At 56.7% G+C, this 15541-nt stretch carries 14 protein-coding genes and 1 pseudogene; 8 read left to right on the top strand and 7 right to left on the bottom strand.

The features are described from left to right. Positions 1-44 precede the first annotated feature (44 nt). The 3 genes from E8K79_RS01400 to E8K79_RS01390 form a co-directional block, all read right to left on the bottom strand. Positions 45-872, bottom strand: coding sequence for an SDR family oxidoreductase (locus E8K79_RS01400; RefSeq protein WP_136513141.1), 828 nt, complete (start codon positions 870-872; stop codon positions 45-47). Positions 873-906: 34 nt separating this feature from the next. Then, positions 907-1887, bottom strand: a complete 981-nt coding sequence (locus tag E8K79_RS01395) for an aldo/keto reductase (RefSeq protein WP_136513140.1) — start codon at positions 1885-1887, stop codon at positions 907-909. A gap of 594 nt (positions 1888-2481) precedes the next feature. Beyond that, positions 2482-3384 (bottom strand): AraC family transcriptional regulator N-terminal domain-containing protein, encoded by a 903-nt coding sequence (locus E8K79_RS01390; RefSeq protein ID WP_456237318.1) that lies wholly within the window; start codon positions 3382-3384, stop codon positions 2482-2484. A gap of 235 nt (positions 3385-3619) precedes the next feature. On the opposite strand from E8K79_RS01390, the gene E8K79_RS01385 reads away from it, so the two are divergent. Both E8K79_RS01385 and E8K79_RS01380 read left to right on the top strand, forming a co-directional pair. Continuing rightward, entirely contained in the window at positions 3620-4144 is a 525-nt protein-coding gene (locus tag E8K79_RS01385) for a flavodoxin (protein WP_136513138.1), read from the top strand. Between the two features lie 28 nt (positions 4145-4172). Then, complete coding sequence (locus E8K79_RS01380) at positions 4173-4667, top strand: 7-cyano-7-deazaguanine synthase (RefSeq protein WP_136513137.1); 495 nt, start codon at positions 4173-4175, stop codon at positions 4665-4667. A gap of 395 nt (positions 4668-5062) precedes the next feature. On the opposite strand, the gene E8K79_RS21045 is transcribed toward E8K79_RS01380, so the two are convergent. The 3 genes and pseudogenes from E8K79_RS21045 to E8K79_RS01365 all read right to left on the bottom strand — a co-directional run bounded on the left by E8K79_RS21045 (position 5063) and on the right by E8K79_RS01365 (position 7150). Continuing rightward, complete coding sequence (locus E8K79_RS21045; RefSeq protein WP_162604580.1) at positions 5063-5539, bottom strand: hypothetical protein; 477 nt, start codon at positions 5537-5539, stop codon at positions 5063-5065. Positions 5540-5715: 176 nt separating this feature from the next. Further along, positions 5716-6234: pseudogene (locus tag E8K79_RS01370) on the bottom strand (IS256 family transposase); the annotation flags it as partial. A 259-nt stretch (positions 6235-6493) separates the two neighbouring features. Continuing rightward, the gene (locus E8K79_RS01365) at positions 6494-7150 is read right to left on the bottom strand and encodes a hypothetical protein (RefSeq protein WP_136513135.1); all 657 of its coding nucleotides are present in this window, start codon (positions 7148-7150) and stop codon (positions 6494-6496) included. A 271-nt stretch (positions 7151-7421) separates the two neighbouring features. Between E8K79_RS01365 and E8K79_RS01360 the strand changes: the two genes are divergently transcribed. From E8K79_RS01360 to murJ, 6 genes are read left to right on the top strand one after another with little or no spacing between them, the layout of a single operon-like run. After that, positions 7422-8288, top strand: coding sequence for a GumC domain-containing protein (locus E8K79_RS01360; protein WP_136513134.1), 867 nt, complete (start codon positions 7422-7424; stop codon positions 8286-8288). 3 nt (positions 8289-8291) lie between these two features. Next, on the top strand, positions 8292-8879 hold the full coding sequence (locus E8K79_RS01355) for a GNVR domain-containing protein (protein WP_136513133.1): 588 nt from the start codon (positions 8292-8294) through the stop codon (positions 8877-8879). A 32-nt stretch (positions 8880-8911) separates the two neighbouring features. Continuing rightward, complete coding sequence (locus tag E8K79_RS01350) at positions 8912-9649, top strand: tyrosine-protein kinase family protein (protein ID WP_246043740.1); 738 nt, start codon at positions 8912-8914, stop codon at positions 9647-9649. A 30-nt stretch (positions 9650-9679) separates the two neighbouring features. Then, the gene (locus E8K79_RS01345) at positions 9680-10786 is read left to right on the top strand and encodes a glycosyltransferase (RefSeq protein WP_136513131.1); all 1107 of its coding nucleotides are present in this window, start codon (positions 9680-9682) and stop codon (positions 10784-10786) included. 24 nt (positions 10787-10810) lie between these two features. Then, positions 10811-12067 carry an O-antigen ligase family protein gene (locus E8K79_RS01340; RefSeq protein WP_136513130.1) on the top strand — a complete coding sequence of 419 codons (1257 nt, stop codon included), beginning with the start codon at positions 10811-10813 and terminating at the stop codon, positions 12065-12067. Between the two features lie 2 nt (positions 12068-12069). After that, on the top strand, positions 12070-13650 hold the full coding sequence (gene murJ / locus E8K79_RS01335) for a murein biosynthesis integral membrane protein MurJ (RefSeq protein ID WP_136513129.1): 1581 nt from the start codon (positions 12070-12072) through the stop codon (positions 13648-13650). Positions 13651-13756: 106 nt separating this feature from the next. On the opposite strand, the gene E8K79_RS01330 is transcribed toward murJ, so the two are convergent. Further along, a complete protein-coding gene (locus E8K79_RS01330; RefSeq protein WP_162604579.1) occupies positions 13757-15481 on the bottom strand; it encodes a right-handed parallel beta-helix repeat-containing protein in 1725 nt (574 codons plus the stop codon). Between the last annotated feature and the right edge of the window lie 60 nt (positions 15482-15541).

Raw genomic sequence — 15541 nt, 5'->3', positions numbered from 1 at the left:
AGTGGTCTACAAAAATATCTTGGTGGCTACCGGCAAACGTTCCTTCACTTTGGAGCTAGTTCGCCGTACCAGTAAGCAGCGGTTACACCGCCATCCATGAGAAAATCGCTGCCGGTGATGAACGTACCCTCCGGTCCCATCAGCAGGGCTGCGACGGCGCCCACCTCGTCCGGAGTGCCGATACGCCCAGCCGCGGAAAGTTCGATCATGCGCCTGTACCCGGGGCCGCGGGGACCGGCCAGTTCGTCCTTAGCAAGAGGTGTGCAGATAATGCCGGGGCTAATGGTGTTGACCCGCGCACCACGTTTGCCCCATCGCACCGCCTCTGCCATAACCCGTAGCGAATTACCGCGTTTAGATAACTGGTAAGCATTAAGCGGGTCGGTCACCACATCTAGCTGAAGCATGGGCAAGGCGAGCAATTCTTCGGTCGGTGTAGTTGCCAGAGCCTTGTTCTGTTCAGGCGACAGTGCTGGAAGGCGGTGTCCCGACTGAGAGGCTATCACAATGCCCGCTCCGCCAGAGGCGATGACACGGCCGAATTCTTCGAGCACCAGTGCGGTGCCATAGAGATCAACCTTCAGGATCGTCTCCGGAGCCGCCTGCGTAGGGGACACACCTGCAGCATGAACGACTCCGGCTATAGCGCCAATCGCTGTTGCAGTTTCGACAAGTGCGTGGACCGAAGCGCGAGACGAAACGTCAACGGTTGCGATGCTCACCTCGAAACCGGCATCGCTTAGGACTTTCGCTGCAACCTCAACATTTCCCTGCCGCAAATCTGCCAGCAGGACGTGTTTGCCTGCGCCAACCCGCCGAGCGATAGCTTGACCGATCAATCCAGCACCAATGACTACGATGACGTTCTTCATAATTGACTCCTTCATTGAGCAATGCCTGACAGGCTTACTCCTCTGAGAGTGACAGCAACTCCTTGGAAAGCCGATCTCCTTGAATGGAGATGCCGGCGAGCCGCTCTTCTATCTCCTTCAGGTCGGCCGCAGTCAGCGCCAGATCAACCGACTTGATGTTGTCTTCGATGTATTCAAGCTTGTCCATCCCGGGAATGGGCACGATGAACGGCTTTTGAGCCAGCAGCCAGGCCAAGGCGATCTGCACTGTGGACGCGCCTTTGCTGCGGGCAATGTCGTTCAACATTTCAACCAGAGGCATGTTGGCCTTAAGCGCTTCCTGGGTGAAACGCGGGAAAGAAGCCCTGAGATCTGTTGCGCTGTCGAATTTGGTGTCCGGAGTAATGGCTCCTGTCAGGAAGCCTGTCCCAAGGGGGCCCCAGGGGACAAATCCAATTCCCAGTTCTTCACAAACCGGCAGCACCTCCTTCTCCGGTTCTCTGGTCCAGATCGAGTACTGATTTTGGACCGCGGCCACCGGTTGAACAGCATGAGCGCGGCGGATGGTGTCTGCTCCCGCCTCAGAAAGCCCGAAGTATTTGACTTTTCCTTCCTGTATCAGCTCTTTTACCGCACCGGCAACATCCTCGATTGGGACGTTGGGGTCGACCCGGTGTTGGTAAAACAAGTCGATATAGTCCGTTCTCAGCCGTTTCAGGGAAGCTTCAAGGACTTTTTTGATATGCTCGGGCCGACTATTGAGGCCGCCCTCCTCGGAGATCATGCCAAACTTCGTGGCAATGATGACCTTCTTCCGGAAGGGCTCCAGGGCCTGACCAACCAACTCCTCATTGGTGAAAGGGCCGTACGCCTCTGCAGTATCAAAGAAGGTGATGCCTTTTTCGTATCCAGCACGAATGACCTGAACTCCTTCGCTGAAATCTACCGCTTTCCCGGTACCAAAGCTGAGGTTCATGCACCCCATGCCAATAGCGGAAACTTCAAGTCCATTGTTGCCCAATTTTCGCGTTTTCATTTTTTTCTCCCTGTATCATAATTCCGACTGTTGAAATTATAAGTTAACTGCCACCGATTCCGTTACCCCGATCCTGCTTGATATTTGCACGATTCTACGATTTGCGCCTTTTTACTAGAGGCATTACAGCTATCCCCGGATGCCACCACGACCTAACACCGTCGAATTATTAGCACGTTAGAAGACTACACGACGCTCGTCATTTTCCACTTCCAAGCCAGGACATTGCCTTATTGCCCATGGCCTTTCACTATTTAAAATATACATAAGTCGCAGACAGGGGGATATTTCGATCCTGTCTCATTTTTGCCTGATCGTCCGAATCGTAATAAAAAGTCATGCGCAGGGGAGAGAATGTGGCAATGGGAGGTCGCAACTACGGGGGGAGCGCACTACAGCTAGAGTCTCGGTTTACAAGCGATTGCCCTGAGGCAATGGAGGCGAAAGAACTGGTCGGCCTGAAGAGGCGTATGGCTTTGAGCGAAAGAGGATACCGAGGGAAAACGGCAGGACAACAGGCACATAAAAAAATGGAGAGACCCCTGCGGTGTCCCTCCATTCGAACTGTCCCCACCTTTCACAACACTAAATCACTTATGCTGCTGCTTGCCGCATCCTGTTAATGTCCCTCAGCGGAGGAGCCCCGAAGACGCGGCCATACTCCCGGGAAAACTGCGAAGCGCTCTCGTACCCTACGTTGAAGGCTGCCGTTGTAGCATCGATCCGCTCGGCCAGCATCAGGCGCCGGGCCTCGTTCAGGCGCAACATTTTCTGGTATTGCAGCGGACTCATGGCAGTTAGGGTACGGAAATGATGGTGGAAAGTCGAAGTGCTCATGTTGACCTTGCTCGCCAGATCTTCGATCCGTAATGGGCTGCTGAAATTCCCCTTCAGCCAGTCGATCGCCCGGGCTATCTGACTGCTCTGGCTGCCAGTTGAAGCAATCTGCCGTAACCGCTCTCCCTGATCCCCCGTCAGGAGGCGATAGACGATCTCCCTCTGGATGACTGGGGTCATAATGGGGATATCCATAGGATCATCAAGCAAAGCAAGCAATCGCTCAAAGGCCCCGATCAGTTGCGGCGTGACCTCACCGGTCGCCATACCACGACTGGTTTGTTGAGCACGCGGTTTAGGGAGGTTGGAGTCGAGCATCAGTTGTGAGACCTCCCGCAAGTCGAGTTTCAGCCTGAGTCCAAGGTAGGGCTTTTCAGGGCTCGCCTCGGTTACCCTAACCAGCGTCGGTATATGAACGGCCGTGATCAGGTAGTGCTCGGCGTCATAGACCAAAGACTCTTCACCAAACTGGACCACCTTTGCTCCTTGAGTCACAACACATACGCTCGGCTCGTATATGCCGCTTACCGGCTCGGAAGGTTCCTGCCGCCTAAACAGCGAAAGACCGGGGATCGCAGTGGTGTGCTGCTCGCCATATTCGGTCCATCGAGCAATAGCATCGTTTAAAGACTCCATCTTCTTTTCCACAAGGTCCTCCATTTTCCGCATTTACTTAAGTGGTTACCTAATTCCAAACTCTGCCCACATGTTACTCCCCCCACATACAGCTTTCAACAACATACAGTGCATCAAGCGGATTGGGCAATAATACAACAGAATCGTGATATTACTGCGCGATGTTCCTGAGGTAATATCACTCTGCACCAAAGCCGGGACCCCGACGACCTGGAAGATACTCGGGTGGTGCACTAAACAAATGGAGGGAGAAGCCCACATGGACAAAGGAAAAATCTTGATCGCCTACTATTCGCGCGCTGGCAGCAATTATGTCGGCGGTGACATCGTCAATCTGGCAGTTGGGAATACCGAGGTTGCCGCTCAGATCATCCAAAAGCTCACCTGTGCCACAGTACATAAAATCGATACGTTAAAAAAATACCCCATTGACTACCACGAGACGACGGAGGTCTCCAAAAAGGAACTAAAACAGAATGCACGTCCGGAACTGTCTTCGCACCTGGAGGATGTTTCGGGGTATGAGGTGATCTACCTCGGGTTTCCAAATTGGTGGGGAACCATGCCAATGGCCGTCTTCACCTTTTTAGAAGAGCATGATTTCTCAGGAAAAACCATCGTGCCATTTTGCACCCACGAAGGTAGTGGAATGGGTAGCAGCGAGAAGGATATTCGGAGGGTTTGCCCCGGTGCAACTGTTATGCAGGGGCTCCCCATCGTGGGTGGCTCTGTTCGCTACGCGGAGGACCGGATCCGGGAATGGCTCGGGCTTCCTCACCGCTAGAACCTAAGTACCACTTTCGGGAGATCCAATGCTTCAGAAATATCAAAACCTTCTTAACAACCTGCGCGCCATGCAACGAGTAATTGTGGCCTTTTCGGGGGGAGTTGACAGCACCCTTTTACTCTATGCCGCTCGTGAGGCCCTTGGCGACGAAGTTCTAGCCGTGACTCTTGCCCCTCCTTACGTTCCCCAAGCCGAGGTCCACGAAGCAAGAAAAGTTGCGGATCACGCGGGAGTCCGGCACCTCGTTGTCGATCACCCCTTCCCTGAAGTGATCCGCAACAACCCGCCGGACCACTGCTACCTGTGCAAATACCACCTGTTCTCTTTACTCAAGGGAATGGCAACGGACCTTAGGGCCAGTGAGGTCTTGGAAGGGACAAACGTCGACGATCTCGACGATTATCGCCCCGGCTTCAAAGCGCTCAACGAGCTAGGTATCAAAAGTCCACTGTTACAAGCAGGGCTCACCAAAACTGAGGTCCGTGCGCTCCTAAAGACATTCGGGGTAGACGGATTGTGAATCGGATCGCAACTTTAACCCACCATCGGCATTGATGCACCCCGTCTGCAGATCCTAACTACTTGATATCTTGTTGCAACTGGGTCAACTTTGGACGCCGATAATGGGTCATCATTGGAAGCCGGTTGACAACATTTACAAGCTCTAGGGAGGCGCATCAACGAATCCAGGAAAAGGTAAGGACTTTATTGTCTCTTAAATCCACCTTCTAATGATAAGACCCCCGAAAAAGTGAGGACTTACCCCGAAAATGGAGGAATACCAACCAACCCAAAATGAACCATTTAGCGCCAAATTCTGTAAGGACTTAATTGTCTCCGGACAGTCGTCGGTCGTTGAATTTCCCCCTACCGCCCCCTCCGGTTGCCCATAGTGATCGCATTCGTCCACAAGACCTAGTCCTTTGCCATCGTGACCGCACGTTGCGTCGTCACGACCGCGCGTTGCGTCATCACGACCGCGCGTTTCGTCATCACGACCCCGCGTTGCGTCATCACGACCCCGCGTTTCGTCATCACGCCCCCGCGTTGCGTCATCACGTCTCCGCGTTGCGTCATCACGCCCCCGCGTTGCGTCATCACGACTCCGCGTTGCGTCATCACGACTCCGCGTTGCGTCATCACGACTCCGCGTTGCGTCATCACGACTCCGCGTTGCGTCATCACGCCCCCGCGTTGCGTCATCACGACCCCGCGTTGTGTCATCGCGACCCCGCGTTGCAACATCACGACCGCGCGTTGCGTCATCACGACCCCGCGTTGTGTCATCGCGACCGCGCGTTGTGTCATCGCGACCGCGCGTTGTGTCATCGCGACCGCGCGTTGCGACATCACGACCGCGCGTTGCGACGTCACGACCGCGCGTTGTGACATCACGACCGCGCGCCGGGGCATCACGATCACGGGCGGGCGTGTAAAGGATTTTGTGTAAATGCCACTTCAGCTACATAACTGGCATTCTTCCTTCGTAAATGATCGAGAACTGGTTAAGAGCCAATTTCCACCCCGGATTTGGCCTGGTCCAGATCTTAGTCAATGTTGATTACGTGACTATTATGGCGAACCTTCACTCTGATAGCGTCGAGATAAACGATGGGATACACCTCGTCTAAGAGCCGGTTCTGCCACTGTTTCACTTCATCAGCGATGGCGTCAGTAACCTGCGAGACGAGCGTTGGCGAAACCTCGACGCCATACATCTCCTGAAGGTGGCTCTGGATATCACGGGTACTCATCCCACGGGCGTACAAGGAGATGATCTTGTCATCAAAGCCGGTAAAGCGGCTCTGTCCTTTTGAGAGGATAATCGGCTCGAATGTCCCATTACGGTCTCGCGGAACAGTAACATCAAGCGTACCGAATTCGCCTTTGACTGTCTTCTTATACGTGCCGTTGCGTGAGTTACCGCTGTTGTTGCCATCTGGGGAGTGTCGCTCGTAGCCAAGATGATCTGTCATTTCGGCCTGCATTGCCCGCTCAAGGACGCGCTTAGTCAACTGTTTCAAAAGCCCGTTTTCACCTACGATGTCTTCGGGTTTCTTGCAGTCTTTAATCAAAGCATCAAGCAATTAATCTACACTGGCCATCGGTTCCCTCCTATCGAGTGGGTTCTAACCGAAAATGGCCATTTACACAAAGGATTTTACAGGCCCTCACGGGCTTCGTAGTCGAACGGACAAACTTGGCGCTGTGGAAAAAGTATCCGTGTGGGATCTAGCTGCGTAGGTGGTTGTCAGCATCTGGGGACGTAAGGAGAGGTTTCCAGATAAAGTGGGAGCGCCGTTTTCGGCGCCCCCACAAGTTACGACAGACCGAATAACAGATTGATCAAGAAATAGTAACGCTGGTTATAGGTGACCAAGGCCCTGGCCCCTCGGCACCGTGATGCCTCATGCGGAAAAAAGTGTTGCCTGGCAGCAGGTTCTCCAAGAGCATTTTCGTGGCATCCGGGAACATCGAACCGTGGAACCAGTCGGCCTCGCGTGCCGGATCTCCCCTGTTGATATGAATCTCGTGATTGTAAGCACCGGATACCGTTGAGGCGCGGGCAAGAGCCTTGCCAGGTTCACCGAGGTTGACCACGGTGAAGTCATCGGAAGCGGTCAACGGCTGTTTGGTCCTGTTGTTGTGATTCTTGTACTCCTGGGTGATGGTGAAGCCCGTAGTGGATAGAGCGTCCGGATTCCGCACCGAGGCTGCATCCAAAAGCGAGGCAATCTCGTCCAAGAGCGCCACGATCTCCTCCATCAACTTTTCGCGGTCATGAATCAGAAGCCGATCTCCGTTGCGGGCGACCCGGAAAGCCACTTCATATCCAGAGATCTTTTCGAACAATACCTGTAGAAGGGCCAGATTCGCCCCCCAAAAGGAATCAGGGTAGTTTGGGTTGCTGGTGAGTGCATGTCGCACCGCCAGAATGAATGCGAGGAACTTTGTCGGGGAAAGTCGCCGATAATCACGCTTGATCCTTCGTTGCATCTTCATCGCCTCCTCCATGACTAGTTTTTTTGCCCACCTATCCGGTTAGACGCGCCTAACGGACATCAGCGTAAAGCCACACTTCTCGTCTGTCAAGCTGCTCTTGTCCTTTCACCCTTCGCTGAATTCAAAGTTGCCTCCCGTCGGCGGCCCATCTGTTGACACCGTAACCATAGCGGCTATCATCTTCGCTGCATTAAGTTAAATTAACCAATGACATTTAAGCCAGGCGGTCACAGTTTGACAGCGGATCGCCCCTAAAGCCAGGGAAATAATTATGAAAACCGAGGAAACCCAGATCAGACAGGATGCGGCGTTCAGCGCCAGAGACCTGCTCGTCATCCTTTTCCGGTTCAGATACAGGATGCTGATGGCGTTCACAGCGACGACTCTCGCTCTGACCGCACTACCCCTTTCAAAGCCCCCCGTCTACGAAGCGAAGTCCACGCTGCTGATCAAAATCGGCAGGGAGTTCCGCAACCGCACCGAGGTGGATGGCGGCAGACAGTTGATGGTCAGCCAGGACGGAATCATCAATTCGGAGATTCAGGTTCTGACCAGCCTCGATTCCGTGAAGAAGGTGATCAAGACCATAAAGCTTGAAAACCTCTACCCGGAACTGCTCGACCTCCCAGACCAGAAGGACAGGCTGGAGGCCGCGGCCTTGAACTTCAGCCGGAGCCTCACGGTGCAGGAGGTGAAGAATTCCAACGTGATAGAGATCTCTTTCAAGCACCAGAATCCGCAACTCGCCGCGCTCGCGGTAAACCTTATGGTGGAGGCGTTCAAGGAGAAACATCTAGAGGTCTTCAGCGATGCCGACACTGCTTTCATCGAAAACCAGCTGACCCACTACCAGTCGAAACTGCTCGATTCCGGCAACTCGCTGCAAAAGTTCAGACAAAGAAACGGCATCGTCTCGCAGGAAGAGCAGGCGCGGCTACTGCTTACCAGGGCGGCTTCCATCGAGAGTGAAAAGATAGAGGTGGAAAACCGCATCAACGCCCTGGCAGCCAGGGTTCCGATCCTTAAATCCAGAGCGGAAAAGGTGCTGGCGTTGGGTTCGACCGCCTCGGAACCCGGCACCCAGAGGCCGATGGACGAGGCGGAGGCAAGACTGCTGAACATGCAGTTGGAAGAGTAGCAGTTGCTGGCAAGCTATCCCGACTCAAGCCCGCTGGTACCGCTCGCCAAGGAGCGGCTGGCAGCGGTGAGGGCATCGCTTAAAGAGCTGGAAGCCAGAAGAAACCGCAGGCCGGGAGAGGCGGACCCCGCCTACCGAAGCGCAGAAGCGGAGCTGGTCAACGCGGAAACCGAACTCAAGGCGCAGAGGGCGAAGCTTGTCGCGCTGCAAGAAGAAGGCAAAAGCGTGTCCCAGCGGATTCAACTGCTGGAACAAAGTGCGGAGGAAATCCAGAGGCTGAAACGGCAGCAGGAAATCGATGAAAAGAACTACCAATCATTCGTGGCCCGTGCGGAGGAGGCCCGCATCTCCAACGCCATGGACAGACTTAAGTTAGCCAATGTCAGCGTGATACAGAAGGCCAGTGTTCCCGTTGAGCCGGTGGAGCCCAAGGTCGTTAAGGTTCTGTTGCTGGGCCTGGGCCTCGGCCTCGCCGCAGGGGTCGGGATTGCCATCGTCTCGGAGTTTTACACCCCCGGTCTCGCCACCCCTCAGGCGGTGGAAAGGCGTTTGGGACTCAAGGTTCTGCTGAGCATAAGGCAGCGGCTCTAGCCGCCAAGCGATGGAAGGAGCGAGCGTTGAAAATGATCCATTGGCCATGGCAGGACAAAAACGACGTAAAGACGGACGCCTGCAGTTTCGAGGAGCAAGGCGCCGCCCCGCTGAAGAACGCAGATGATTGGAGCCGGTTTACGACGGATACGGAGATGCTCGCACTTTGCCGCAGCATCGACAACCTTGATCCGGCGCACGCCCCGAGGGTCATCCAGTTCATCGGCATCAAGGGCAAGGAAGGGGTTTCCACCGTGGTTCGCGAGCTTGCGGTTGCTGCGACTCGCATGCTCAAGAAGCGGGTTCTGATCCTGGACGCGGCACACCACGCCCCTTCACAGCACGCCCATTTCGGCCTGGAAGAGCCATATGGCTGGATCGAAGCAATCGCAGACGGGAAGCCGGTGACGAGGGCCTGCTACCCCGTTGAAGCTGAAGAGCAGTCCCTTCATCTGGCACCGATAGCCCCCAACGCTTCACTCCCTCATTGGTGCGCGGACGGCGCGACACTCGCTCCACTCTTTCGCGGACTCAAAGAAAGCTTCGATCTGGTCCTGATCGACTCGGCGCCCGCCTTACTCTCTGCCGACACCCTGGCCACCAGCCGGTTCTGCGACGGAGTAATCCTGGTGTTCGCCGCGGAAGGGAGCTGGCGTCTAGCTGAGGCCGCGAAAATGAGGATCGCCGAGCATGGAGGCGCCATCCTCGGCGTCGTCTTCAACAAAAGGACCTTCCACATCCCGGAGTGCATCTACAAGCGGCTTTACTGAAGGGCTCAAGTTGGCCTACCGGAGGAAACGATGCAATGGAAGCTTCCACTGACCGCGCTTTTCGCCCCGATCGAGCGGGCGGTCAGCTCACGATGGCCCATCCAGGTGCTCTTCGTGGTACGGGGTGATCCCCTCGACGCTCCAAGCAGCAGGTACCGCGTCTTCCAGTACCTCCAAGATTTCGACCGAAACAACATCTCGTACCGCGTGGTGAAGCCACCCAGGCGCAAGAGGGTCCATTGCCACCTCTGGATACCGTGGTTTTGGCGCACCTTCTTCTGGGGACTACGCAGCAGGTCCATCTTCATTCAGAAAGACATCTTCTGGCTTCCGTTGTGGAGTTTCTTCAAGAGGCTCGGCAAAAGGGTCCTATACGATTTCGACGATGCGGTCTTCGCCGAGCAGCCCGGGCAGGTTTACAACCTGCCGCTGGAGCGCAGGCCCGGGTGGGAGACGGTAAGAGAAATGGTGCGCCTAAGCGACGTAACCATGGTCGCTAACGACTACCTCGCCGGTTTCGCCCGCCCCCACGGGGCGAACGTGATGGTGGTCCCCATGGTGCTCGACCTTGAGAGTTACCCGGTAAAGACACATGGCCATGCTGCGAAGGTGGTCATCGGGTGGATCGGATCACCGCAGACATCGGTGTTTCTGGAGCTGGTGCAAGTTGCCTTAGAGCGGGTCGGCGAAAGGCTCGGTGAGAGGGTGGAAATAAGGATCGTAACCAACGGAGAGGTGTCGCTGCCTCGTGTGCCCCATACCCGCATGAGGTGGGAGGCTGCCAGGGAGATGTCCGATCTTCTCTCCTTCGACATCGGTATCGTGCCGCTGCCGGAGACCACCTTTACGCTCGGCAAGAGCAGCTTCAAGCTCCTTCAGTTCATGGGGTGCGGCCTTCCCGTCGTCTGCTCACGGATGGGCTTCAATGCTGAGGCGATTAACGACGGGGAGAACGGTTTCCTGGCGGAGGACAACGAGGAGTGGTGCAAGAAGTTGTCGCTGTTGGTAACCAACGAGGAGATGCGCCGGACGATGGGGGCTAAGGCGCGCCGCACCGTTGAGGAAAGGTATTCGCTGCAGAGCCAGGCCCCGGTGGTACGTCAGGTAGTGATGCCCGTCGATGCCAGCCCGGCGTAGCGGCATGGCAACCGGGGCATAATCATGATCAAGCCTATTCTTTTTCTCGCCATTTTCACCATCCCGATCTCCATAGACTACACACTATTCGAGCCATCCAGGGACGCGTTCAGCGGATGGGCTGGGGGGATGCTGCTTACCCTGTCGGACCTGATCTTTCTGAGCCTGCTCGTGGCATGGAAGCTGGAAACCCTGCACCTCCCCCGCCTGCGTGCGAGAGTAATCTTCTGGCGCCCGATCGCCTTTTTCATCGCAGCCTGCCTGATCTCCGTCCCCGGCTCGATATGGTCCGTCTTCGGGTACATCGCCGTGTTCCAGCTCGGGAAGTTGGCCCTCATCTATTACGGCATCAGCCGGATCGTACTCCAGGATCGCCGGTACATCCCGGTCGCCTGCTCCGCACTAATCGCTGCCCTATCCTTCCAAGCTTGCCTGGCAACGGTGCAGTTCTTCACCCAGGATTACTACAGCTTCCTGCGCACCGGTACCCATGCCGCACTCACCCGCTTCGGCGATCTGATCCGCAGCCATGGCACCGTTGGGGTGCCCAACGCGCTCGCGGCCTTCATCATCCCGGTTCTGCTGCTTGTGGTGGTGAAGCTGCTCCATGACGAACAGGCGAATCGCCCCGTCTACTTTTTCATCCTCTGCCTTGGCTCGGCAGCCCTGCTCTTCACCTTCTCCCGGAGCGGCTGGTGTACTTTTGCGCTAAGCGCCCTTGCCCTTTTCGTGCGTAGCGCCCGCATCAAGCGCCCCCCACCATACGTCTACCCGCTGCTGGCGATAGGCGTCGCCGTGGTGCTGTTGTCCGGCATCGTCGACTCACGCATATCCTCGGACGACCAGGGGTCCGCCCAGGACAGGTGGTACCTGATGCTGATCGCCGCCCGGATGATTCGCGCCCACTTCGTGACCGGTGTCGGCATAAATAACTACTGGTTCGCCATGAACCACTACATCCCCCCGGACTACGGATGGTCTTTCGTCTACGTGGTGCACAACGTATTCCTGCTGGTCTTCGCCGAGACCGGCATCATCGGGTTCATCGCCGTCATCCTCCTGTTCGCGACGCCGGTGATCAAGCTTTACCCTCTCGCCCGGTGCAGCACCGACGAAGATGGACGCATCGCGCTCTGGATCGTCACCTCCATTGTCGGTATCGCTTTTCTTAACCTGGTCGAATTCACCTGGGCCTCATCGATCATCTGTTCCTTTTATTTCCTGATGCTCGGGCTGGGTGACGCCCTCGTTAACGCGGCAGAAGGGGCCAACAAGGAGTGACCATGGATGACACGAAGGGGCAACAAAGGCGCGGCGTGCGGCGCCTGGTGCATTCCTCGGCGGGGATCACCCTCTGCACGCTTCTCTCGACCGCCATCGGGTTTGCCACCCAGGTGATCCTTGCTTCCTACTTCGGCACCACCGAGCAGATGGATGCCTACCTCGTTTCGCTGACCATACCCGCCATGGTGGTGGCGGTGTTCGGCGGTTCACTGAACTACACCTTCATCCCCGTCTTCGTGGAGAAACTCTCTTCCGGGGAGGAGTCCGCGGCGTGGCGCATAGTGAACGACATGTTCAACATTTCCCTCATGGTGCTCGTGCCGATCACCTTTTTGAGCTACATCATGGCGCTGGACGTCATAGGGACGACCGCTCCCGGACTCGCCAACGCCACCAAAGGGGAGGCGGCTTCATTCTTCCGTGTGCAGACACCGGTTATCGTTTTCTCCGGCCTCTCAGCACTACTTGGCAGTACCTACTACGCCCGGAAGCGTTTTCTCTACCCCGCCTTGGCCCAGGTCGCCAACAGTGCGACTATCCTGCTCGTTGTTTCGCTATTCGCAAAGGGGTTCGGCATCAAGGCCGCCGCGTGGGGAGGCCTTGCCGGCAGCGCCCTAACCTTTTTCATGCTGGTCCCGGTGCTGCGGCACATACCGCGCTTTCGACTCTCCCCCTTCCCGCTGGACCAAAACACTCGCAGGGTGATCAGGCTTATCATGCCCCTTTTATGCGGCGCGCTCTTCTACCGGGGAGACGACCTCATTCAGCGCTTCATAGCCTCCTCGTTCACCGCCGGTAGCATCGCCTCGCTGGCCTACGCCTTCAAGCTGGTAACCACCTGCAGCAGCCTGGTGGTCTCGGGCATATCCATCGTTTTGCTGCAGCACGTCTCGGAGCTCGCCTCACGAAAGGAGGAGGGTGAGATTGGCGGCACCTTCGGCGGCACCTTCCGCTGGCTTACCTTTTTCATGATGCTGGTGATAAGCTGGGCCGTGGTGAGCGGCGAGGACGGGATCGCCGTTCTTTTCCAGCGCGGCAAGTTTGACGCCGCCTCCTCGCACCTCACCTGGCAGTGCCTCGTCCTCTACGCCGGGGTCATGTACGGCGGCGTCATCGGTGCCATCACCACTCCGGTCTTCTACGCCTACAAGGACACCATGCTGGTGGTCAAGGTCGGCATCGCAGGAGCACTCCTGCAGCTAGCCTTCTCATTTTTTCTCTCGCGAATCTGGTCGGAGCTTGGGCTCCCCCTGGCCTATTCCCTCTCGAGCCTGGCCACCATATCGGCCTTCCTGGCGATCCTGAATGGGAAGTACGTAGCCCTCCCCTTGCGTGAGATGGGCCGCTCTCTTCTTACCTCGGGGCTCGCGGTGGCCGTCGCGGTGCCGCTTTTGCGCCAGGCGGAAAATGCCTTTCTCCCTCTCCTCGCCCCGCTGGCAAGGCTTGCCATCACGGTTCCCCTCACCTTTCTCGCCTACCTCACCTTGGCGGCACTCCTGAAAAACGAAGAGGCCATGCAGGTCGTACGTGGAGCCGCCGTGATGCGGCAAAGAAAACCGGCTCGCTCACTCCTTAAATGAAGAAGTTCGGCTGCGGGCGGTGAACAAAAAGAGGCCCCGGAGAAAACGGGGCCTCTTTGGTTTGTGTCGGCGGCTCACGCCGCCTCAATCGGCTTTCAACCGGTGCTTAGGATGCGGAGAGAAGCACCGGGGCGGAGGGGATCTTGACGGTGGTAGTCGGTGCCTTGATCACCCCGATGTCGAGCTTCTGGTTCGGCCACGGCATCCATACGCCTTTGCCGCTCTGCCAGGTCGCAGACGTGGTAAGGGTGATCTGGTTCGAGCTCGGTACCGAGGCGATCTGGTACCTGCCGCTCCCCTCGATCTGGATGGTGTCGCCGGGGCGGAAAACCATGCGCGCGTCGATGTCAGTTACTAGCTTGTTCAGGGTGATGGTCGTGCCGGAGCCGGAGGCCGAGGTGGTGAAGGGGAATACCCCCTTGTTGAGTGCCGGAGAACTCGACTGCAGTTGCAGGTTCGTGGTGTCCCAGTTCGACCCAAGCAAGGTGTAATAGGGGTCGGTCGACATGCATGCTGAGCCGGTCCATCCGCCAGTGCTGTTAGCAACGCTGGAGGAGGTGTAGTTCGCAGACTTATCGGTGACCACGTACCCCCCGTAAGCCGAGTTGAAGAGGCAGTTGTAGTATTTGACCGCGAAACTTCTGCCCGAGTAGTCGTTTTCCACCGACACGCTCTTTCCGGAGTCAGCGGAAGAGATGTTGTTGATCAGGTAGATGTTGTAGGTGCCGGAAGCAAGGTTGTAATAGCCCCCCCACCAGGCGATGCCGTAGCCGAAGTCGTTGCTCGCGGCGCTGGTGTTGTTGATGAAGAAGACCCTGCTGCCCCCTTCGTACACCTGGAAGTTGCCGTCACCCTTCTCGCTCTCGGCGGTATCCCAGGCGGTGTTGTTGATGAAGTAGATGTCGCGGGAGGAGGAGTTGGAGTCGAAGTTCTGCTTGTAGTTGCTGTAGCCGATGCAGTCCCTCACCGTCACGTTCCATGAGTCGTCGCGGTTCTTGTTGTCCCCGTCCTTGGATACGTCCACCCCCTGCTCGCCGTTGTTGTGCACGATGCAGTTAAGCACCCAGCTGTTGGTGCAGGAGCCCAGGTGGATACCGTCGGAACCTGTGTTGGAATCATACGCGGTGCAGTTGGAGATCACGGCGTTGTTGACGTAGGTAAGGAAGATGTTCGCGGCCCAGTCGTCGTTGATGCCGGTTTTGTGGGCGACGACGCGGTCGATGGTTGCACCCTGCAAGAAGGTGGTCGGGTAGCTGGGGGAGACGAAGATCACGTTCGCCCAGATCGAGTTGTACACCTCCACGTTACGCAGGGTGTTGTAATTGCCGGTGGTCTGGAAACCGTTGTAGCCGGAGTTCTGCACCTTGATGCCGTTGGCGCCGCCGTCGAAGACGATGTAATCCCTTTTTGAGATGTTCACGAGGCCGGCCCAGTTGGGGACGGTGATGCCGGAACCGTCGATCACGCTCTGACCGGACCCCCAGGACGGATCACCCTTGATGGTGACCGGGCTGGAGGCAGTACCGTTGTCGTACCAGGTGGAGTCTATCTGGATCATGCCGCCGCCCTGCGAGGTGTGCTTGCTCCCCCCTTTCACGATCACCACGTCCCCCGCCACCAGCCGTTTCCAGCCGCCGGCGCTCAGAAAGCTGCCGTTGCCGGCGGTTTTGGTCCCGGGAATGTTCTTCCAGCTCGAGGTGGTGGCAAGGCCGTTCGCGGCGTCACTGCCGTAGTCGAAATCGACGTAGTAAGTGGTTGCCTGGGCCTGCTGCAGGTAGCCGAACAGCATGAAACCGAGCAACATCATGGAAAGTCTCAACGACTTCTTCATCTTTTCTCCTTCTGCCGCGGTTTTCACAGCGGTCAAGTCTAGCGTATTTTCCTTCATCTT

Origin of the sequence: Geomonas edaphica (genome assembly GCF_004917075.1) — a bacterium.
GTDB classification, from domain to species: Bacteria; Desulfobacterota; Desulfuromonadia; order Geobacterales; family Geobacteraceae; genus Geomonas; species Geomonas edaphica.
This window is presented reverse-complemented; position numbering and strand designations above follow the sequence as displayed.